The organism is Mesorhizobium sp. M0898 (assembly GCF_040319695.1).
Taxonomy (GTDB): domain Bacteria; phylum Pseudomonadota; class Alphaproteobacteria; order Rhizobiales; family Rhizobiaceae; genus Mesorhizobium.
In genome coordinates this window covers 553,469-573,294 of the sequence record NZ_JAMYOE010000001.1, presented here as the reverse complement: position 1 = coordinate 573,294, position 19,826 = coordinate 553,469, and the positions used below count along the sequence as shown (strand labels likewise).

Annotated in this window: 22 protein-coding genes, 1 tRNA gene and 1 riboswitch; of the genes, 17 read left to right on the top strand and 6 right to left on the bottom strand. The window is 63.3% G+C overall.

Features of this window, described 5'->3' with window-relative positions; genetic code table 11:
• Window positions 1-78: 78 nt before the first annotated feature.
• From mce to NKH90_RS02790, 5 genes are all read left to right on the top strand, one after another.
• Window positions 79-483, top strand: a complete 405-nt coding sequence (gene mce, locus NKH90_RS02810; RefSeq protein ID WP_352450005.1) for a methylmalonyl-CoA epimerase — start codon at window positions 79-81, stop codon at window positions 481-483.
• The gene (locus NKH90_RS02805; RefSeq protein WP_352470241.1) at window positions 480-764 is read left to right on the top strand and encodes a DUF1467 family protein; all 285 of its coding nucleotides are present in this window, start codon (window positions 480-482) and stop codon (window positions 762-764) included. Before mce ends, NKH90_RS02805 begins: the two co-directional genes overlap by 4 nt.
• A 663-nt stretch (window positions 765-1,427) precedes the next feature.
• Window positions 1,428-2,756 carry a proline--tRNA ligase gene (gene proS / locus NKH90_RS02800; protein WP_352817103.1) on the top strand — a complete coding sequence of 443 codons (1,329 nt, stop codon included), beginning with the start codon at window positions 1,428-1,430 and terminating at the stop codon, window positions 2,754-2,756.
• Window positions 2,753-4,039, top strand: a complete 1,287-nt coding sequence (locus tag NKH90_RS02795; protein WP_352817099.1) for a lipoprotein-releasing ABC transporter permease subunit — start codon at window positions 2,753-2,755, stop codon at window positions 4,037-4,039. Before proS ends, NKH90_RS02795 begins: the two co-directional genes overlap by 4 nt.
• Window positions 4,036-4,719 (top strand): ABC transporter ATP-binding protein, encoded by a 684-nt coding sequence (locus tag NKH90_RS02790; RefSeq protein ID WP_254818120.1) that lies wholly within the window; start codon window positions 4,036-4,038, stop codon window positions 4,717-4,719. Before NKH90_RS02795 ends, NKH90_RS02790 begins: the two co-directional genes overlap by 4 nt.
• Window positions 4,720-5,107: 388 nt before the next feature.
• Here NKH90_RS02790 and lipB read toward each other — a convergent pair whose 3' ends face one another.
• A complete protein-coding gene (gene lipB / locus NKH90_RS02785) occupies window positions 5,108-5,851 on the bottom strand; it encodes a lipoyl(octanoyl) transferase LipB (protein WP_352539628.1) in 744 nt (247 codons plus the stop codon).
• Between the two features lie 175 nt (window positions 5,852-6,026).
• On the opposite strand from lipB, the gene NKH90_RS02780 reads away from it, so the two are divergent.
• A tRNA-Leu gene (locus tag NKH90_RS02780) sits at window positions 6,027-6,111 on the top strand.
• Window positions 6,112-6,565: 454 nt separating this feature from the next.
• The gene (locus NKH90_RS02775; RefSeq protein WP_352817097.1) at window positions 6,566-7,633 is read left to right on the top strand and encodes a cyclic nucleotide-gated potassium channel; all 1,068 of its coding nucleotides are present in this window, start codon (window positions 6,566-6,568) and stop codon (window positions 7,631-7,633) included.
• A gap of 344 nt (window positions 7,634-7,977) precedes the next feature.
• Here the strand turns inward: NKH90_RS02775 and NKH90_RS02770 are convergent, their stop codons facing one another.
• Window positions 7,978-8,889, bottom strand: coding sequence for a phosphatase PAP2 family protein (locus NKH90_RS02770; protein WP_352817194.1), 912 nt, complete (start codon window positions 8,887-8,889; stop codon window positions 7,978-7,980).
• 329 nt (window positions 8,890-9,218) lie between these two features.
• Between NKH90_RS02770 and NKH90_RS02765 the strand changes: the two genes are divergently transcribed.
• From NKH90_RS02765 to NKH90_RS02750, 4 genes are all read left to right on the top strand, one after another.
• Entirely contained in the window at window positions 9,219-9,536 is a 318-nt protein-coding gene (locus tag NKH90_RS02765; RefSeq protein WP_352817094.1) for an ArsR/SmtB family transcription factor, read from the top strand.
• Complete coding sequence (locus NKH90_RS02760; protein WP_352618927.1) at window positions 9,533-10,015, top strand: SRPBCC family protein; 483 nt, start codon at window positions 9,533-9,535, stop codon at window positions 10,013-10,015. Before NKH90_RS02765 ends, NKH90_RS02760 begins: the two co-directional genes overlap by 4 nt.
• 351 nt (window positions 10,016-10,366) lie before the next feature.
• Window positions 10,367-11,764 (top strand): magnesium transporter, encoded by a 1,398-nt coding sequence (gene mgtE, locus NKH90_RS02755; protein ID WP_502894205.1) that lies wholly within the window; start codon window positions 10,367-10,369, stop codon window positions 11,762-11,764.
• Window positions 11,765-11,903: 139 nt separating this feature from the next.
• Complete coding sequence (locus tag NKH90_RS02750; RefSeq protein WP_023676566.1) at window positions 11,904-12,290, top strand: MerR family transcriptional regulator; 387 nt, start codon at window positions 11,904-11,906, stop codon at window positions 12,288-12,290.
• A gap of 19 nt (window positions 12,291-12,309) precedes the next feature.
• On the opposite strand, the gene NKH90_RS02745 is transcribed toward NKH90_RS02750, so the two are convergent.
• The 3 genes from NKH90_RS02745 to NKH90_RS02735 form a co-directional block, all read right to left on the bottom strand.
• Entirely contained in the window at window positions 12,310-12,816 is a 507-nt protein-coding gene (locus NKH90_RS02745) for a methyltransferase family protein (protein WP_352817090.1), read from the bottom strand.
• Window positions 12,817-12,832: 16 nt separating this feature from the next.
• Window positions 12,833-13,831, bottom strand: coding sequence for a heparan-alpha-glucosaminide N-acetyltransferase (locus NKH90_RS02740; RefSeq protein ID WP_352817088.1), 999 nt, complete (start codon window positions 13,829-13,831; stop codon window positions 12,833-12,835).
• 218 nt (window positions 13,832-14,049) lie between these two features.
• The gene (locus tag NKH90_RS02735) at window positions 14,050-14,424 is read right to left on the bottom strand and encodes an SRPBCC family protein (protein WP_352817086.1); all 375 of its coding nucleotides are present in this window, start codon (window positions 14,422-14,424) and stop codon (window positions 14,050-14,052) included.
• Window positions 14,425-14,565: 141 nt separating this feature from the next.
• A riboswitch (cobalamin riboswitch) is annotated at window positions 14,566-14,762 on the top strand.
• A gap of 36 nt (window positions 14,763-14,798) precedes the next feature.
• Between NKH90_RS02735 and NKH90_RS02730 the strand changes: the two genes are divergently transcribed.
• Genes NKH90_RS02730 through cobO form a run of 4 tightly spaced genes read left to right on the top strand, consistent with a single transcriptional unit; the run spans window position 14,799 to window position 16,909 of the window.
• Window positions 14,799-14,978, top strand: a complete 180-nt coding sequence (locus NKH90_RS02730) for a CbtB domain-containing protein (RefSeq protein ID WP_023676561.1) — start codon at window positions 14,799-14,801, stop codon at window positions 14,976-14,978.
• 15 nt (window positions 14,979-14,993) lie between these two features.
• Window positions 14,994-15,776, top strand: coding sequence for a CbtA family protein (locus NKH90_RS02725; protein ID WP_352817083.1), 783 nt, complete (start codon window positions 14,994-14,996; stop codon window positions 15,774-15,776).
• Window positions 15,769-16,290 (top strand): bifunctional adenosylcobinamide kinase/adenosylcobinamide-phosphate guanylyltransferase, encoded by a 522-nt coding sequence (cobU, locus tag NKH90_RS02720; protein ID WP_352817080.1) that lies wholly within the window; start codon window positions 15,769-15,771, stop codon window positions 16,288-16,290. The genes NKH90_RS02725 and cobU overlap by 8 nt, the downstream gene beginning before the upstream one ends.
• Window position 16,291: 1 nt before the next feature.
• Window positions 16,292-16,909 (top strand): cob(I)yrinic acid a,c-diamide adenosyltransferase, encoded by a 618-nt coding sequence (gene cobO, locus NKH90_RS02715; protein ID WP_352815825.1) that lies wholly within the window; start codon window positions 16,292-16,294, stop codon window positions 16,907-16,909.
• A 367-nt stretch (window positions 16,910-17,276) separates the two neighbouring features.
• Here cobO and cbiB read toward each other — a convergent pair whose 3' ends face one another.
• A complete protein-coding gene (gene cbiB / locus NKH90_RS02710) occupies window positions 17,277-18,248 on the bottom strand; it encodes an adenosylcobinamide-phosphate synthase CbiB (RefSeq protein WP_352817077.1) in 972 nt (323 codons plus the stop codon).
• Here cbiB and cobD point away from each other — a divergent pair.
• Both cobD and NKH90_RS02700 read left to right on the top strand, forming a co-directional pair.
• The gene (gene cobD / locus NKH90_RS02705; RefSeq protein ID WP_352470258.1) at window positions 18,247-19,302 is read left to right on the top strand and encodes a threonine-phosphate decarboxylase CobD; all 1,056 of its coding nucleotides are present in this window, start codon (window positions 18,247-18,249) and stop codon (window positions 19,300-19,302) included. The genes cbiB and cobD overlap by 2 nt on opposite strands.
• Window positions 19,299-19,802: a tyrosine phosphatase family protein gene (locus NKH90_RS02700; RefSeq protein WP_352817073.1), complete on the top strand. Its 504-nt coding sequence runs from the start codon at window positions 19,299-19,301 to the stop codon at window positions 19,800-19,802. Before cobD ends, NKH90_RS02700 begins: the two co-directional genes overlap by 4 nt.
• Window positions 19,803-19,826: the final 24 nt, after the last annotated feature.

The window sequence follows — 19,826 nt, the reverse complement described above, 5'->3', positions numbered from 1 at the left end:
CAGATGCACTTCTAGATCCAGTTTTTCCCTACTCCCCTACTGCCTTACTCCCCTACTCCCCTAACCCGGGAGTACTCTATGCTCGGACGCCTCAACCATGTCGCGCTTGCGGTGCCGGATCTGGCCGCGGCTGCGGCGGTCTATCGCGATACGCTTGGCGCGCGCGTGACGGCGCCGCAGGCGCTGCCGGAGCATGGCGTTACGGTGGTGTTCGTCGATGTCGGCAACACCAGGATCGAGTTGCTCGAGCCGCTCGGCGAAGCCTCGCCGATCGCCGCATTCCTCGCGAAGAATCCGTCCGGCGGCATGCACCATGTCTGCTATGAGGTGGACGACATTGTTGCGGCGCGCGACCGTCTCAAGGCCAGCGGCGCGCGCGTGCTCGGCGACGGCAATCCGAAGATCGGCGCACATGGCAAGCCGGTGTTGTTTCTGCACCCCAAGGATTTCTTCGGCACGCTGGTTGAACTGGAGCAAGCATGAGTTGGGTTTCGTTTATCGCCCTGTTCTTCGCCACGTGGTGGGTGGTGTTGTTCGCCGTCCTGCCGTTCAGCATGCGGACGCAGGACGAGGATCGGGACGTGACGCTTGGCACGGTTCCGAGCGCACCGCGCGGACCGCACATGCTGCGCGCCGCGCTGCGCACGACGATCGCCACGCTGGTCCTCATGGGTATCTTCTACGGCATCACGAGAGGGCTTGGCCTCGGTATCGACGACATCCCGCACATCGTGCCGGATTTCAACCAGAGCCCAGCGCATTAGCCGGCTACCTATCGTGTCCGACTATCCCAGCCTAAAGCGCGTCGCGTTCGACCGGCCTCATCGGACGCGCTTTAAGTTCTTGTTTGAGGCATGTCGTTATCGCAAAACCGCTGCACGCTTTTGCGCGACATGCATTAGCCGAGGCTCTGAAATCAAGCTGAGCCAGCAAGGTCAACCCAAAGTAAAGGCCGGGGCGGGTTTGGGCTGACGCAACGTCATGTGGTTTGATAATCTGTCGTGCTAACCAGATGATTGCACAAAAAAAATGCAAGGCGCGAGGCCTTGCAATTTAAACGCGTCCGATCTGTTTCCGGTGTCCGGCGGCAGCGAGTTACCGCGCCTAGATCGCATCCTCCCAAGACTTTGACCGCGTAGGAGGGCAGATTTTTCTCTACCCTCTCGGTTATGGGGGCACACTAGCCTAAGGCGGGTGAAAATGTCACGAAGAATTTTGCCCGGAAACAGGCAATCTCGTGCTGCAGTGCACAATAGTACGGCAGGCGTTGCTTGCGAAACGCCCAGCAAGCCGCGTGCGGCAATTGCGGCGCCTGTGCAGCGCCTGGGCCGGGTTTCCATTCCGCCATGAAATGGCTATGAAGCCGGGGCAAGCAAGCCTGCGCTGCGCCGATTCCGGCGCCGCCATCCTCTCTCACGGACCAGTTCATGCGTTTGTCGCGCTATTTCCTGCCCATCCTCAAAGAAAATCCGCGCGAGGCCGAGATCGTCTCGCATCGGCTGATGCTGCGCGCCGGCATGATCCGCCAGCAGGGGCAGGGCAGCTTTTCCTGGCTGCCGCTCGGCAAGCGGGTGCTGGACAAGGTCTGCCGGATCATTCGCGAGGAGCAGAATCGCGCCGGCGCACTCGAAATCCTGATGCCGACCATCCAATCGGCCGAGCTGTGGCGCGAAAGCGGCCGCTATGAAGACTACGGCAAGGAGATGCTGCGCATCAAGGACCGGCAAGACCGCGATATGCTCTACGGGCCGACCAACGAGGAGATGGTCACCGAGATCTTCCGCTCCTATGTCAAGTCCTACAAGGACCTGCCGCTCAACCTCTATCACATCCAGTGGAAGTTTCGCGACGAGGTGCGCCCGCGCTTCGGCGTCATGCGTTCGCGCGAGTTCCTGATGAAGGACGCCTATTCCTTCGACCTCGATTATGAAGGCGCCAAGGCCGCCTATAACCGCATGTTCGTTTCCTATCTCAGGACGTTTACGCGCATGGGGCTGCAGGCCATCCCGATGCGCGCCGACACCGGGCCGATCGGCGGCGACCTCAGCCATGAGTTCATCATCCTGGCCGACACCGGCGAGAGCCAGGTGTTCTGCCATCGCGATTATCTTTCGCTGGCAGTGCCCGGCGCAGACACGGATTTTTCGAACGACGCGGAGATCGGCGGCATCGTCAAGACGTGGACGACGCCCTATGCCGCCACCGACGAGATGCATGACGAGGCGGCGTGGGAGAAGGTGCCCGCGAGCGACCGGGTCTCGGCGCGCGGCATCGAGGTTGGGCATATCTTCCATTTCGGCGACAAATATTCCAAGCCGATGGGCGCCAAGGTGACCGGGCCGGACGGCAAGGATCATTTCGTTTCTGGCGGTTCCTACGGCATCGGCCCGTCCAGGCTGGTCGCGGCGATCATCGAGGCCAGCCATGACGATAACGGCATCATCTGGCCGGAGGCGGTGGCACCGTTCGATGTCGGCTTGATCAACATGAAGGCTGGCGATGCCGAATGCGACCGCGTCTGCGGCGAGCTGAATGCCGCCTTTGCCGCCGCCGGCAAGGAGGTGCTCTACGACGACACCGACCAGCGGCCGGGCGGCAAGTTCGCCACCGCCGACCTGATCGGGCTGCCGTGGCAGGTGATCGTCGGGCCGCGTGGTGTCGCCGCCGGCGAGGTCGAAATCAAGAACCGCAGGACCGGCGAACGCGAGACGCTGCCGATCGCGGACGTGAAGCAGCGCTTCGGTGCCGCGGCATGAACGAAGCGGCGGCAGCAAGACCATCGGGCGCCGGGCCTTTTTCCGGCTTCGAGCGCTTGGTGGCGTGGCGCTACCTGCGCTCGCGCCGCAAGGAGACGGTGATTTCGGTGATCGCCTCGATCTCTTTCCTCGGCATCATGCTGGGCGTTGCCACGCTGATCGTCGTCATGGCGGTCATGAACGGCTTTCGCGCCGAACTGCTGACGCGCATCCTTGGCGTCAACGGGCACCTGATCGTGCAGCCGCTCGACATGCCGCTGGAGGACTATGACCAGGTCGCCGGCCGCATCAACGGCGTGCCCGGCGTCAAATATGCCATTCCGCTGATCGACGGGCAGGTACTGGCGCAAGGCAATGTCGGCGGCGGCACCGGCGCGCTGGTGCGCGGCATACGCGGCGAGGATCTCGGCAAGATCACGATCGTCGCCAACAACATCAAGGCGGGCTCGATCGTCGGCTTCGACACCGGCGAAGGCGTCGCCATTGGCAGCCGCATGGCCGAAAATCTCGGCCTTGTGCTCGGCGATACGATCACGCTGATCTCGCCCGAGGGTGACATCACGCCGCTCGGTACGACGCCGCGCATGAAAGGCTATCCGGTCACCGCGATCTTCGAGGTCGGCATGTCGGAATATGACAGTTCCATCGTCTACATGCCGTTTTCGGAAGCGCAGCTTTACTTCAACATGGACGGCCGGGCGCAGACGATCGAGATCTACGCCGACAATCCCGACAATATCGACGCGCTGAAGCCGAAGGTCGAAGAGGCGGCGCAGCGGCCGATCAGCCTTGTCGATTGGCGGCAGCGCAACAAGACGTTCTTCGACGCGCTGCAGGTCGAGCGCAATGTCATGTTCATGATCCTGACGCTGATCGTGCTGGTGGCGGCCCTCAACATCATTTCGGGCCTGATCATGCTGGTCAAGGACAAGGGCCACGACATCGCCATCCTGCGCACCATGGGCGCGACGCGCAGTGCCATCCTGCGCATCTTCCTGATGACCGGGGCTGCGATCGGCGTTGTCGGCACCATCGCCGGCGTGCTGCTCGGCATCGTGATCTGCCTCAACGTCGAGCGCATCCGCCAGTTCTTCTCCTGGCTGGCCAACGAGCGGCTGTTCAATCCCGAGCTTTATTTCCTAAGCCAGCTGCCGGCCCGCATGGATGCCAGCGAGACGATCTCGGTCGTTCTCATGGCTTTGGCGCTGTCATTCCTGGCGACCCTGTTTCCGGCGTGGCGCGCGGCCAGGCTCGATCCGGTCGAAGCGCTGAGGTACGAATGATGGCCGAGGCCATTATCGAGCTGAAGAGCGTCGAACGGCACTATGTCCAGGGGCCGCGCAAGCTGACCATCCTGAACGGCGCCGATTTTTCGCTGAAGCGTGGCGAGATGGTGGCGCTTGTGGCGCCGTCGGGCACCGGCAAGTCGACGCTGCTCCACACCGCCGGGCTGCTGGAGCGACCGGACGCCGGCGACGTGATCCTAGCGGGGCGCGCCTGCGGCCGGCTTTCCGACGACGAACGCACGGCGATCCGCCGCAACGATGTCGGCTTCGTCTACCAGTTCCATCATTTGCTGCCTGAGTTTTCTGCGTTGGAAAACATCATGATGCCGCAGCTGATAAAAGGGCTGCCGCGCAAGGAGGCGGCCGAGCGCGCGGCGCAATTGCTCGACTATATGCAGATCGGCAAGCGGGCACAGCATCGCCCCTCCGAGCTCTCCGGCGGCGAGCAGCAGCGGGTCGCCATTGCGCGTGCCGTCGCCAATGCGCCGCTGGTGCTTTTGGCCGACGAGCCGACCGGCAATCTCGACCCGGTGACCGCTTCCTATGTGTTCGAGGCGCTGGCGGCACTGGTCCGGCAATCGGGCCTGGCGGCGCTCATCGCCACCCACAATCACGAGCTCGCCTCGCGCATGGACCGCCGCGTGACGCTGGCCGACGGCAAGGTCGTGCCGCTTTAGAGTGCGCTGCAATTGAGGCGATGACGGCCTGCGAGCTGCCGTGCGCCGTCCCGCCGCTTTCGCGCGCCTGTCGGCCGCGAAACGCTCGGCATTTCCCTCTCAACCCTTTCTTAACCCTGTCGAATTGACCGGGCGCAAATTCCGGTGACGCCCGGACTGCGATCGTTGACATTCGAACAAAATTAGAACAAAATACGAACATACTAACAACAGGAGAGAGTTATGACCGATCTTGTTCAGGATGTCGTCTCGCTGGTGTGCATGAGCACGTTCCTCATTTCCATGGCAATCTGGATCGGCGCGATGTGAGGATTGAGCTCAAGGGCGGGCTCGATGCTGATGAGCGAGGGCCGCCTTCGCATATTGGCGCAGGCATTGGGCGAGTGTTTCAGCCGGCCTTGCGGGATACTTCGACAGGCGACACCGCGGCGGGCCCGAACACGTCCTCGAAAGCGGATTTCAGCGCCAGGTCGAGGTCGGCCATGGTTACGGGAAGGCCGAGGTCGACAAGGCTGGTGACGCCGTGATCCTGGACGCCGCACGGCACGATGCCGCTGAAATGGCTAAGGTCCGGCTCGACATTGATGGCGATGCCGTGAAAGCTCACCCAGCGCCTCAGCCTGATGCCGATGGCGGCGATCTTGTCCTCGGCCGCCGAGCCGTCGGGCAAAGCGGGGCGGTCCGGCCGAACCACCCAGACGCCGACGCGGTCCTCGCGGCGTTCGCCGCGTACGTTGAAGGCGGCCAGCGAGCCGATGATCCATTGTTCGAGTGCGGCGACGAAGGCGCGGACATCCTCGCGCCGCCGCTTCAGGTCGAGCATGACGTAGGCGACGCGCTGGCCCGGCCCATGATAGGTGTATTCGCCGCCACGCCCGGCGGCAAAGACCGGGAAACGGTCCGGCTCGATCAGGTCCTCGATGCGGGCGCTGGTGCCGGCGGTGTAGAGCGGCGGGTGCTCGACCAGCCAGACCATCTCGCCGGCGCCGCCGCTGCGGATTGCCTCGGCGCGCGCCTCCATTACGGCGAGCGCATCGGGATAGGCGGTGAGCCCGGGCTCGATGCGCCATTCGACCGGCGCGGAGCCGGGCAAGGGCAGGAACGACGTGGCGATCTGGCTGCGCTCTGTCATGATATCTCGTCTCGCCACTCATATGGCGGCAATCGGTACAAACGTCCAGTTCCGGCACGTTCGGCCCTTGAAGAGTTATGCCGATGTCCGGCCGATTATTGCTGGCCGCGCACTTGTTTCACCGGAAACGATTTGCTACACGCCGCGGGCCGGTTGGTTCCGGCTCCTACCACGTGCGGTCGTGGCGGAATTGGTAGACGCGCAGCGTTGAGGTCGCTGTGGGGCAACCCGTGGAAGTTCGAGTCTTCTCGACCGCACCATTAAATTCGAAAGCGGAACCTCTAACCCGTTGAATTCGAGCACGGCGGGGAGCGTCCTTGTCGGGGCGCGAGGCTTTTTGCCTGGTTGCGATCACGAATGTGGCCCAGTGAAGAAGCAATCGGTGCGCGGAGCCATCTATGCGGTTGGCGTGCAAACTATTCGCGCACCAGGCGTCCGGTCGCCCACCAGATCACCGACACAACAATGATCGATGCGTAGCCGTTCACGGCATGGTGGCAGCCAGTGTACACCGATCCGTACAGGATCAGGGCTGCAAAGGTCCAACCGAGAACGAGCCGGCGCTGGGTGTGGTTCGAGGGGCAGCTCGATCTCGACGCTGATCGGATGGTTCATGGCCTATGGTCCAGCGACGATCGCAGCGAAAATAAGCACCTTTGCGCTTGCCTTGAAGGCATCCTATTCTGGAGGGTAGTAGCCGCTCGTGGGCATAGAATGTCGGTACTGCCTTCCTTAAGAATTTACGCGCCGCTCAACGTGGTGCTGGCTGCGACTGGGCTTGTGGCGGTGGCTACGCTCACGACACCGGACCTGTCCGGACGAAGCAGACTGGCTTTGGCTGCCGTGCTCGCGGTCATTTGGGGCGTCTATCTCCTGGAATTGGCCGAGAAACTGCTCAAGCGCCGGGCGGGAGACGTTCGGGACAGGACGCCGGCAATCGCCATTGATGTGCTCGCGGTTTTGGTTCCACTCGCCGCATTTCTGCTCGTCGGCACGCCCGACCGGAGCCTCTACTGTGCTGTCTGGCTGCTGAAACCGCTGCGCGACTCAACTTTCTTCCCGCTGCTGGGCAGAATCCTGACCAACGAAGCGCGCAACCTGATCGGCGTCGCCACGGTCTTCGGCATCGTTCTTTTCGGTTTTGCGCTCGCAGCCTATGTCATCGAGCGCGACGTCCAACCGCAACAGTTCGGCAGCATCCCCCAGGCAATGTGGTGGGCGGTGGTCACGCTGTCCACCACCGGCTATGGCGACGCTATTCCGGAAAGCTTCGCCGGCCGCGTCCTTGCCGGGGCGGTCATGATGAGTGGCATCGGCATCTTCGCGCTCTGGGCTGGCATTCTTGCCACCGGCTTTTATCAAGAAGTCCGTCGCGAGGATTTCGTCCGCAATTGGCAATTGGTCGCCGCCGTGCCGTTGTTTCAGAAGCTCGGCCCGGCCACACTAGTCGAGATCGTGCGCGCATTACGACCTCGCATCGTGCCGGCGGGCGCTGTGATCTGCCGCAATGGCGAGACCGGTGACCAGATGTTCTTCGTCGTGGAGGGGCGCGTCAGCGTCGCGACGCCGAACCCGGTGGATCTGGGCCCTGGCGCCTTCTTCGGCGAGATGGCGCTGATCACCGGCGAACCGCGCTCGGCGACCGTCAGCGCCACAACGGTGGTCTCACTCCTGTCGCTACACTCGGCGGATTTCCAGATGCTGTGCAGCAGCAGCCCGGAGATCGCAGAAACCATCCGCAAGACCGCGCTCGAGCGGCGCGGCGCGGCAGCTAAGGGTTGACCGTACTAGGTGTTCGTCAGAGGAGGATGTGATGGCAAGGCTGCCAGCTGCCTGCCGATGGTGGCTGGCTGGAACTACATGCTTTGCCGCTGCCGAACCATCCTCAATACAGGTCGCCACAGAATCGTAGAAAAATGGCTTAAAATCAACGCGGGAGGCGTTGCGGCGCTGCATCTCGACCGCACCATTAAATTCGAAAGCGGAATCTCTTGCCCGTTGAAATTCGAGCACGGCAGGGAGCGTCCATGTCGGGGCACGTGCTTTTTGCCTGATTGCGGTCGCGAGTTTGGCTTATGCGAAGTGGCCATCGGCAGGCATGGCCATCTATCGACAAGCGCACATAACTATTCGCGCACCAGGCGTCCGGTCGCCCACCAGATCACCGATACAACAACGATCGATGCGTAGCCGTCCACGGCATAGTGCCAGCCGGTGAACACCGATCCGTACAGGATCAGGGCTGCAAAGGTCCAACCCAGAACGCCAACCCAGCGATTGATCGATGACAGCAAATAGGCGTTCAATGCGGCAAAGGCGACATGCATGCTTGGCATGGCCGAGATGCCGCCGCCAAGACTTGGCCGGCCGCTTTGGTAAGCCATCAGGAGATATGCCGCGGGTTCCCGCACCATGTAACTATGGTCCAGCCTGTCCAAGGCCACATTCAATCCGTGGAAGCGATCCACGCCGACAAAGTGGTGGTAGTAAACCGGTCCGACCGATGCCAGCGCCACGGCCAAGACCGTTCCGAGGACGGACAACGTCAGCGCTGCTGCGCAGAGATAGCGGATGCGGGCAATCTCGTCCGACCAGAGCGACACGAAAAGGATGGCGCCGAACCACTGGTAAAACCAAATGACTTCATAGCTGTTGAAGACGACGAACGACCAATTGTTGCTGTCGAGCTTATGGACGATCTCCCATGGCGGCATCCCGTGCAGCCATTCATCAGCGTCGGCCAACCAGTTGTCGGCATAGTATGGGACGACGGACGGGATGGCGATCTTGTAGGTAGAGAACGCGGTCAAGCTGGCAAAGAAGAACAGCAGCACCAGCAGACAACCGCGCCAGCGCCCTTGAACCAAATCCAGTGCGTAGCGAACCGGTTGCCGCCGGCCATGGATTAGCGCGGTACAGCAGACGCCACCGATAAACAACACCGGAATGCCAACAAGAAACTTGTGAAAATAGATTAAGGCAGACGTATAGAATACTTCTGGATATAGTGCAGATGCGCCTAAAACGTATGTCGCCATGAACAAGGAGAGGCGCAATTGCCATATGGCGGAGGGCCTGTACCGAGAGGCTTCCGTAGTTAGGGCCAAACCAATTTACCCGTTCTTAACGTTTCGCCGGAGAGACACATACACCGATAAGGTAAAAACCTTGCCGCCAGGTTTACTTTTCCCCGGTGGTCGACATTTGCCGGCCGGCCCGCATGCCGTGGATCGATTCCCTGAGCAATCTTGCATCCGCATTGCTGTCCATGCCCCGCGTGAAGGAAGCCTCGAGCCGGCCGGTTGCTTAAACACGGGCCCGCCACGCCTTCGGTTTACATATCATAAGTTTTAGCTTATCATAAGTCATGGTTTATGATTATGCAGGAATGATGGCCTTGGCCGATCCGACGCGCCGCAAGGTGTTCGAGCTCATCGCCGATCGGCCACGCTCGGTCATCGATCTGACGCGAGTGCTTCCGGTCTCGCAGCCGGCGGTATCGCAGCACCTCAAGGTTTTGAAGCAAGCCCGGCTGGTCCGCGCAGAGCCGAAAGGTGCCAGCAACATCTATCATCTCGACCCGCATGGGCTCGGCGAGATGCGTGCCTGGCTCGACCGCATGTGGGGCGATGCGCTCGACGCCTTCAAACGGGAAGTCGACAACAGCAAGGAGAAGAGGAAATGACGACCATGATCAAGCCCGCGCCGGTCAGGAAGTCGGTGACGGTGGAGGTGCCGCTCGACAAGGCATTCGATGTGTTCACCACAGGATTCGGGCGCTGGTGGCCGGCTTCGCACTCGATCGGCAAATCCGCCCTGACGACCGCGGTGATCGAACCGAAAGCCGGCGGCCGCTGGTACGAGATCGACGAGGATGGGTCACAATGCGATTGGGGCGAGGTTCTCGCCTGGGATCCGCCGTCGAGGCTGACGCTCGCCTGGCGCATTGGAGCCGGCTGGCGCTACGATCCGGCATTGCTGACCGAAGTCGAGATCCGCTTTGTCGCGCTCGGCGAGAACGCGACGCGCGTGGAACTCGAGCACAGGCTTCTGGAGAACATGGGCGAAACCGCAGAGGCGATGCGCGAGGCCTTCGAATCGGAGGGTGGCTGGAGCGGTCTCCTGGACCGCTATGCGGCTGAGGCCAAGCGCCACGCCGCCTGATCGGGAAGCCGTTAAGTCCAATATCCAGCGAGGCCGTCGCACCGTCGGCCTCGCCGTTTTTGAATCAGTGTCGATCTGCCCATCTGGTTGACCGGGGCGGGGAGATACGCTGCCCTTTACCTGCCGCCGCGAAGGTTTGCAGCGCCGCAGGTTTGTAGAACGTCCTCTCCTCCTACCATCCGGTATGCGCCGCGTCGTTTGGACGCGCGAACGGCGCTGTAGCAATTTGTCGTTGTGCATGGTCCTTTCGCAAAATCGATTCCGATTGTCAGGATCATGGTCTAGACCTGACAGGCACCTTATCCGGAAATCCGATGGCGGGAGGCGCTGGTGGAAGGCCAGGACGAACAGATGACCGGCGCCCGGGCGGCCGAGGAGCGCCGCGCCGACATCTATGACGAGGACGGCGTCATCCTGTCGTCGTTCCTCGCCCAGATCGGTGCCGCGATCGCCGATCGCGATACGCTGACGCTGAAGCGCGAAGTCGACGATCTGCACCAGTCGGAACTCGGCCACCTGCTCGAGGCCCTGCACCCGGAACAGCGACGCGCGCTGGTCGAATTGCTGGGCAAGGATTTCGATTTTTCCGCGCTGACCGAGGTTGACGAGGCGATCCGCCGCGACATCGTCGACAGTCTGCCCAATGCGCAGATCGCCCAGGCGGTGCAGGATCTCGATTCCGATGACGCGGTCTACATTCTCGAAGACCTCGACCAGGAGGACCAGGACGAGATCCTGTCGCAGCTGCCGTTCACCGAGCGGATCAGGCTGCGGCGTTCGCTTGACTATCCCGAAGAGACCGCCGGCCGCCGCATGCAGACCGAGTTCGTCGCGGTGCCGCCGTTCTGGACGATCGGCCAGACCATCGACTACATGCGCGAGGACAACAATCTTCCCGACCGTTTCAGCCAGATCTTCGTCATCGATCCGAGCTTCAAGCTGCTCGGCGCCATCGACCTCGACCAGATCCTGCGTACCAAGCGCTCGGTCAAGGTCGAAGAGGTCATGCATGAGACCAGGCATGCCATCCCGGCCACCATGGACCAGGAGGAGGCGGCACGCGAATTCGAACAATACGATCTTCTGTCCGCCGCCGTCGTCGACGAGAACGAGCGGCTGGTCGGCGTGCTGACCATCGACGACGTCGTCGACGTCATCCAGCAGGAGGCCGAGGAAGATCTGCTGCGCATGGGCGGCGTCGGCGACGAAGAACTCTCGGACAGCATCTTTTCGACCTCGCGCTCGCGCGTGCCGTGGCTGCTGGTCAATCTTTTGACGGCTTTCCTGGCGGCCTCGGTGATCGGCCTGTTCGACCGCACCATCGAGCATATCGTGGCGCTGGCGGTGCTGATGCCGATCGTCGCCGGCATGGGCGGCAATGCCGGCTCGCAGACCATGACGGTCACGGTGCGGGCGCTGGCGACCAGGGACCTCGACATCTACAATGCCGGCCGCATCATCCGCCGCGAAATCGGGGTGGGTTTCATCAACGGCATCATCTTTGCCATCCTGATCGGCCTCGTGGCTGCTGCCTGGTTCCACGATCGCAATCTCGGCGGCATCATTGCGGCTGCGATGATCATCAATATGTTCGTGGCGGCTCTGGCGGGCATCCTTATCCCGCTGCTGCTCGACCGCTTCAAGATCGATCCGGCTGTGGCTTCGGCGGTTTTCGTCACCACAGTCACCGATGTCGTCGGTTTCTTTGCCTTTCTCGGGCTCGCCACATGGTGGTTCGGCGTGCGCTGAACGTCACCTCAATTGACTTTTACGTAAATGCCATGCGAGGCTTTGAAAGGTGCCTTGTCCGCCGATTCTGGTACGCGCCTGGGCGCTGGCGGCGCCGGCCAGTTGGAACTCGCGGCGTGGCCGGGGCATTGGAGTGACGATGCGGGAATATTATTCGATCACGGAGCTGACCCGCGAATTCGACGTGTCGACGCGGACGTTGCGCTTCTATGAGGACGAAGGGCTGGTACAGCCGGTAAGACGCGGCCGCACGCGGCTGTTCCGTCCGTCGGACCGGCATCTCATCCGCCAGATCATGCGGGGAAAAAGACTCGGCTTCTCGATCAACGAAATCCGCGAGATCATCCAGATGTACAGGGAGCCGCCCGGCGAGGTAGGCCAGCTCAAGCTGATGATCAAGCGCATCGAGGAAAAGCGCGAGGATCTTCGCCAGAAACGCCGTGACCTCGAAGAGACCCTGGCAGAGCTCGACCAGGCCGAGGAATCCTGCGTCGAGCGGCTGGTGGAACTCGGCGTCACCACATGAGCGTGGCGTCAGCGCCGGCTCAAATCCAGCGCCGCACCCTTTTGGCGTAGTCCCGGTATTTCTTGCCGAATTTGGCCGTCAGCACCTTCTCCTCGCTCTCGATCGTCAGCTTCTGCGTCAGGAACGCCGCGATGACTGCCAGCGGCAGGAACCAGGCGATCCCAGTGACAAAGGCGAGGCTGACCAGCAGCAGCGTGTTGGCGAGGTAGATCGGGTTGCGGCTGACGGCGAAGGGTCCGGTGGTCACCAGATGGTCAGGCACGCCGTTCGGGTTGAGCGTCGTCTTGGCGCGGATCATGGTGCGGATTGCCGTGAACCAGAGCGCGGCAACCGCCACCAACCCCACAAGGCCGGCGGCGAACAGGATGTCGCCGAGAAGATCGCCGATCCACGGCAGTGGATAGAGCAGCCCTAGCGCGACGCTGACGATGATGGCGGCGACATAGATCAGCGGCGGCCATGGGATGTGCCCCAGCTTCGGCTGCCCAGGATTTTGCTGCACGGGTTTCGGGTGACTGTCGCTCATTATTGTCCTCCCTCGATTAGCGCGTTCCCGGTTCCGCCGCCTCGGTTTGGGCGGTGCAGGTGCCGGCGAGCTCGCCAATATGCGCCTTCCACTCCGGGGACTGGTCGTCGCTGTAGAGCCGGTCAAGCGAGGCTTCGCCCTGGAGAGTGTCCAGCATGCAGGCACAATAGCTGGAGCAGAACTCGGTGTCGCGTGCCTGCTCGCAGGATATCTGGCAGGATTTCAGAAAACTCACCTCCCTGGTTTCGGCCTGCGCCGGCATGAATTGCGAAAACAGCCAGACCGAGCCGATCAGCACCGGCTGATGGATCAGGTAGAAGGCAAGGCTGTGCCGGCCGATGAAGACCAGCGGATTTGCCCAGCGGCCGGGCGCCAAGGCCGACAGCCGCGTCAGCGCGCCGGAGGTGGCAGCGAGCTTCGTAACCGCGATGCCGGCAAGTACGGCGCCGAACCAGGGCAGCAGCGGAACGTAGTCGTTGGAGCGCGGGTTGGTCGCCGACAGGCCGACCCACCACAAAGCCGGATGATCGAAAAGCTCGGATCGCAGGTAGAAAGGCGCAGCGACGACGAATACGGCGACAAGCAGCGTCAGCAGCGCCGGCAGGCGCAGGAACGCCAGGCCGAGCAGGCTGGCGAGCGCGATCTCATGCAATATGCCGAAGAAGATGAAGCCGTCGGGCGTGGCGATGCGGGTGACCAGCGATATTGCGAGCGCTGCCCCGGCAACCATGGCGAAGCGCTTCCAGAAGCCGGTCCAGCGGATTTTTTTGCCATGGGCGAGATAGAGGCTGATGCCGACCAGGAACAGGAAGCTCGAGGCGATGCAGCGCGCGTAGATTTTCCACCAGCCGAAGGCGGTGAGGCGGGGATCGGTGTAGCCGAAGAATTCGAGGTCCCAGGTGAAATGATAGCTCGCCATGGCAAGCAACGCGATGCCGCGTGCAATGTCGATAGCGGCGATGCGCTTCGACTTCGGTTGATCCTGAACGGCTGCGCTCGGCGTGTCGATGCTCATGGTCTCGCTGTCTTGGTTCAGCCCCGGCAAGACGACTATCACGGTTGCCACCGTCAAAAGAAGCAGGGCCTTGCGTCGTGTTGGCGCCGGTCGGCATCAGGGCTGCTTTAGGCCAGAGCCGGAAAGCCTTTGGCCGGCGTGCTGGCGTTCTTCGGCCTGGGCGCGGTTTTCGCGACGCTCGGGCTGCTGGCGGTGGCCTGCGGCTTCGTCACCTGGCGTTATCTGCCCAAATCGCTTTGATGTGCGAGCGCCGCATGGCGCTCGCACACCCAGTTGTGGAAGCGGTGCAAGTCGTATTCCTCGGGCATCAGCACGCCGGCCTTATGGCGCATCGAGCGCAGGCCCATCTGGTTGACCTCGCAGATATCAGCATCCTCCTCCAGCACCTGGGTACCGAACGCGACGATGTTGTCGATATCGGCGGCCGGATCGGCGAGCGCTTCGCGTCGCGGCAGACGAGCAGCCAGTTGCGATACCAGATGGCCTCGAGATCGCGCTGATAGGCCGCGATGTCCCAATAGGCTGTTGACGGCAGCGTCGGCTCGGGCCGCGTCAGGCCGTTGTAGGGATCGCTTGTTCGGGCTGGGTTGCATGCCCGGCTTCCTCTCCATCCGCCAGCCGACACCCGGCTGCGAAAATTGTCAATCGCGGCGCCGGCCAACCGGCTTGGCGAGGCGGCGCATTCGCCACACGATCCGGCGGAATTTGGTTTGCCGGGCGCGGCGATTCTGCCTATAGTCGCTGATGTCGTCGGTTCCGTTTGGAACCAAGAGGGAATGCGGTGAGGGCAAGTTGTTTGCCCAATGCCGTGGCTGCCCCCGCAACTGTGTGCGGTAGTCCTCTCCATATGCCACTGAAGGTTCGCCTTCGGGAAGGTGGGGAAGGGCGCTGATCCGCGAGCCAGGAGACCTGCCGGCGACAGGAAACTGACTTCTATGCCCTCGGGTGGAGGGCGAAAGGACAAGACATGAATACCGCTTCCGTTTCGCTCGGCGCTTCCGCCTCCTCGCAGTCGCGTCTCATGCAGCTGGCGCTTGCTGCATTCCTCGGCATTTTCGTCATGGGCTTTGTCGGCTTCTCGCATATCGATGCGGTCCACAATGCCGCGCACGACTATCGCCATTCGATGGGCTTTCCCTGCCACTGACAAGGGGCTGACATCATGACACTGTTTCGCAACGTCGTGTTCATCGCGGCGATCGCAGGGCTTGTGGCCGGCGTGGCTCTCGCCTGCATGCAAGCCTATGCCACGGTGCCGCTCATCCTGAAGGCGGAAGTCTACGAACAGGCCGGCGGCGGCCATGGCCATGCCGCGGCACCTGCGGCACCGGCCGAAAACGCCGCGGGCACGACGGCTATGAGCAGCGCCGCGCCGGCACCGGCTGAAGCAATGGCTCCGGCGGAAGACGAAGGCTGGGCGCCGGCCGACGGTTTCGAGCGCTTCGGCTTCAGCGTCGTTGCCAATATCGTCACCGGCATCGGCTTTGCGCTGGTCCTGGTTGCGGTTTCGGAATTCGCCGGCGGCATCGGCAATTGGCGCCAGGGCCTGTTCTGGGGGCTGGCCGGCTTTGCCGCGTTCACGCTGGCGCCGGGCCTCGGCCTGCCGCCGGAACTGCCGGCGATGCCGGCGGCCGACCTTGTCCAACGCCAGATATGGTGGTGGGCAACAGTGGTGGCGACAGCGGCCGGTCTCGGCCTTATCGTCTTCCGCAGATCGCTGCCGCTGGTGGCTCTTGCCGTGGCGTTGATCGTTGCGCCGCATATCGTCGGCGCGCCGCAGCCCGATAGCTTCGAGACGGCGATCCCGGAAGGCCTGCACCACCAGTTGGTGGTGGCGGTGACGCTGACCAATCTGGTGTTCTGGCTGGTGCTCGGCGCGGTCGTCGGCGTGGTGCGCGGACGCTTCACGGGCACGGCGACCAGCCTGCGCGATAGCTTTGCCTGACCGCGCTGCCGGGTCACTGACCCTGGTCATCGGCGGTGCCCGCTCCGGCAAGAGCGCGCATGCCGAGAGCCTGGTGACGGTCGGCCCGCCGCCTTGGAGCTATATCGCCACGGCGCAAGCCTATGACGACGAGATGCGCCAGCGCATCGCGCTGCACCGCTCGCGCCGCGGCGCCGGCTGGACGACCATCGATGCGCCGCTCGACCTTGCCGGCGCGATCGGAGCGCTGCCTGACGGCCAGCCGGTGCTGATCGATTGCCTGACGCTGTGGCTGACCAACCATATGCTGGCCGACCATGATGTCGAGGCCGAATGCCGGAGGCTGGCCGATGTGCTGTCGCGGCCGCGTGGGCCGTGGTTCGTGGTGTCCAACGAGGTCGGCCAGGGCATCGTGCCGGACAATGCGCTGGCAAGACGGTTTCGCGACGCCGCCGGCCGGCTGAACCAGGACGTCGCGGCTGTTGCCGGCACCGTGCTTTTGATGGTGGCGGGGCTGCCGCTCAAGGTGAAATGACATGGCTGATACTATCGATCCCAAGGACGAGGAACGCCACCGCGCCAAGATGGCCAAGCGCAAGGCGGTGCAGGACGCAGAGGTCGCGGCCAAGACGGTCGAGAAGGGGCTGCTGATCGTCAACACCGGACCGGGCAAGGGCAAGACCACGGCCGCCTTTGGGCTGGCACTCAGGATGCTCGGCTATGGCAAGCGCGTCGGCGTCGTTCAGTTCATCAAGGGCAAATGGCACACCGGCGAGAAGGACGCGTTTGCTAGTTTTGGGGATCGTGTCGTCTGGCACGCCATGGGCGAAGGCTTTACCTGGGAGACACAGGACCTGAAGCGCGACATCGCGGCGGCCGAGGCTGCCTGGGCGAAAGCGCTGGAGCTGATGGCCGAGCCGTCGATCAGCCTCGTGGTGCTCGACGAGCTGAACATCGCGCTGCGCTACGACTACCTCGATCTCGAAAAGGTGGTCGCGGCGCTGAAGGCGCGTCGCGAAGGCCTGCATGTCGTCGTCACCGGCCGCAACGCCAAACCGGTATTGGTCGAGGCGGCCGATCTGGTCACCGAGATGGGCGTGACCAAGCACCACTTCTCCGCCGGCGTGAAGGCGCAGCAGGGGATCGAGTTCTGAGGGGTGTTGCTGGCGCCTCTTCTTCCTTCTCCCCTTGTGGGAGAAGGTGGATTGGCGCGCAGCGCCAAGACGGTTGAGAGGTGCTGGCCGGGGCGCTGTTTGGTGCCAAGCTGGAACACCCCTCATCCGGCCGCTTCGCGGCCACCTTCTCCCACAAGGGGAGAAGGGAAAGCCGCACGAAGCGGCTCGCCCCGGGAATGGTAAGGGTGAGGGGCGGCGCCGACCTGACGCGATTATTTGAGGCGTAGCCTTATTTTGTTCTTGCTTTGTGCCGGCAGCTATGCTACTAATTTCGGTATGGTGCTAATTGGCTCCAACGACCCGCCGCATGGTGGGTTTTTTGTTTCCGCTCGATCTCGAGCGCAGATCACGCCAAGATAACAACCATCGCGACCACGCCGAATAGCGCGATCAGCAGTAAGTCGGCGACACGGTAGAGTTTGAGGGCCCGTCGGATGTCGGTGCTCTCGACATCATCGCGCCGGCCGCCTTCGCCCATCAACGCGTCTTCGACCATGACGCCATCGTAGGAACGGGGGCCGGCGAGCGCCAGGCCGAGCGCGCCGGCCATCGCTGCCTCCGGCCAGCCGGCATTGGGCGAGCGGTGTTTTTTCGCATCGCGCCGCACGGCGTGCCAGGCGCCCTTGGCGTCGGCGCCCTTGACCAGGAAAGCGGCGAGTACGATCAGCAGCGCCGTCAGCCGCGACGCCGGCAGATTGATCCAGTCGTCGAAGCGCGCAGCCGCCCAGCCGAAGGCTTCGTGGCGCGGGGTGCGATGGCCGATCATCGAATCGGCGGTGTTGGCGGCCTTGTAGGCGACGCCGCCGGCGAGCCCGCCGATACCGAGCCAGAAGGCCGGAGCGACGACGCCGTCGGAGAAATTCTCGGCCAGGCTTTCGATCGCGGCGCGGCAGACAGCGGCCCTGTCGAGCTTTTCCGGGTCGCGACCGACGATCCGCGAGACGGCAATTCGGCCCATGTCCAGTCCGCCGGTGTCGAGGGCATCGGCGACCGCTTCGACATGCTCGGCCAGGCTCTTCTGCGACAGCAGCGACGTCGCCAGGATTGCGGTGACCAACCAGCCGAGGGGAATGCTCCAAAGCAAGGTTTCGAGCCAGAGGGCGAGGGCGGCCGGCACCAGCACGATCACCAGCAGCGCGAAGACGCCCCAGCCGCCACGGTGGGCGTCGGAATCAGTGGCGCGGTTGAGCCTGCGGTCGAGAAAGGATATCAGCCTGCCGAACCAGGTGACGGGATGGCCAATGGCATCGAAGAGCCGGGCCGGGTAGCCGAGTACAAGTTCGATGGCCAGCGACAGGAAAGTGATCAGGATCGGCATGAAGTCTCTTGATGGAGTGACGGCGGCAGTGGACCACGGCGGAAGCCTTGGCCGGGCGAGGGCGCTTTTCCCTCGCGCGCCGCTGCCTTTCGTCGACCTCTCGACCGGGATCAATCCGCACTCCTACCCGCTTTTCGATTTGCCCGCCACCGCCCTGTCGCGATTGCCGGAAACAGCGCGCAGCCGCGACTTGGCTGAACGCGCGGCAAGCGCCTATGGCGCCCCGTCGGCGGCGAATGTCGCAGCGGCGCCCGGCACGCAGATCCTGTTGCCGCGCGTCGCTTCCCTGGTCAGCCCGGGCACGGCGCTGGTGCTCGGGCCGACTTATGCCGAGCATCGGCGGGCAGCGGCGATCGCCGGCCATGCGGCGGCTGAAGTCGATGATTTCGAAGCCCTGGCGGCGGCCGACCTTGCCGTCGTCGTCAATCCCAACAACCCGGACGGGCGCGTCGTCGAGCGCGAAAGATTGCTTCGACTTGCCGGGACATTGCGCGCCAGAGGTGGGCTGCTGGTGGTCGACGAGGCCTTCATGGATGTCGGCCCGCGCAGCGAAAGCCTGGCCGGCGACGTCGACCAGGGCGGCATCGTCGTGCTGCGTTCGTTCGGCAAGTTCTTCGGCCTGGCCGGCCTGCGGCTTGGCTTTGCACTGGCCGATGCGCTGACGGTCGAGCGGCTGGAGGCGCAATTCGGGCCATGGGCGGTTGCCGGGCCGGCGCTCGAATATGGCATAAGGGCGCTTGCCGATACCGGCTGGCAGGCCGGGATGCGGCGCCGTCTGGCCGAGGATGCCGCACGGCTCGATACGCTGTTCGGCCGCTTCGGCGTGCCTGTCGCCGGTGGCACCACGCTGTTCCGCTATATCAGGCTGGCGGGCGCCGCCGGCCTGTTTTCGGTGCTCGGCCAGCGCGGCATCCTGCTTCGGCATTTCGCCGGCCGGCCGGATGTGCTGCGCGCCGGCCTGCCGGGAGCCGACGAAGAATGGCGGCGGCTCGAATCGGCACTTGCCGGCTGGGCCTCGCGGCGCGACGATGGGTCCAAGGAGACTTCGCGATGATCCATGTTTGTTCCCTGGCAAAAATCGAGGAAACGGTGGCAAGGACCGGGGCCGGGCGGCTGCTTTCGCTGCTTGCCGCCGGAACGGAGGTGATGCGACCGGCCTCGATCACCAGGGAAAACCATCTGCATCTGGTCATGCACGACATTGCGGTAGCGCAGGAGGGCATGACGATGCCGGGCGAGGAGCATGTCGTGAACCTGCTCGATTTCGCACGCCAATGGGATCGCTCGCGGCCGCTGGTGGTGCATTGCTATGCCGGCATCAGCCGTTCGACCGCCTCGGCCTACATCATCGCGGCAGCGCTGGCGCCGAAGCGCGACGAGGCCGAGTTGGCCGAGACGCTGCGCGCGCTGTCGCCCACGGCGACACCCAATCCGCGGCTGATCGCAATTGCCGACGCACTGCTCGATCGCAGGGGCCGGATGATCGAAGCGATCCAGGCGATCGGGCGCGGCGCGGATGCTTTCGAAGGCACGCCGTTCGAATTGAAAATCTGAGCTTAAAAACAAATTCCGGGAAAA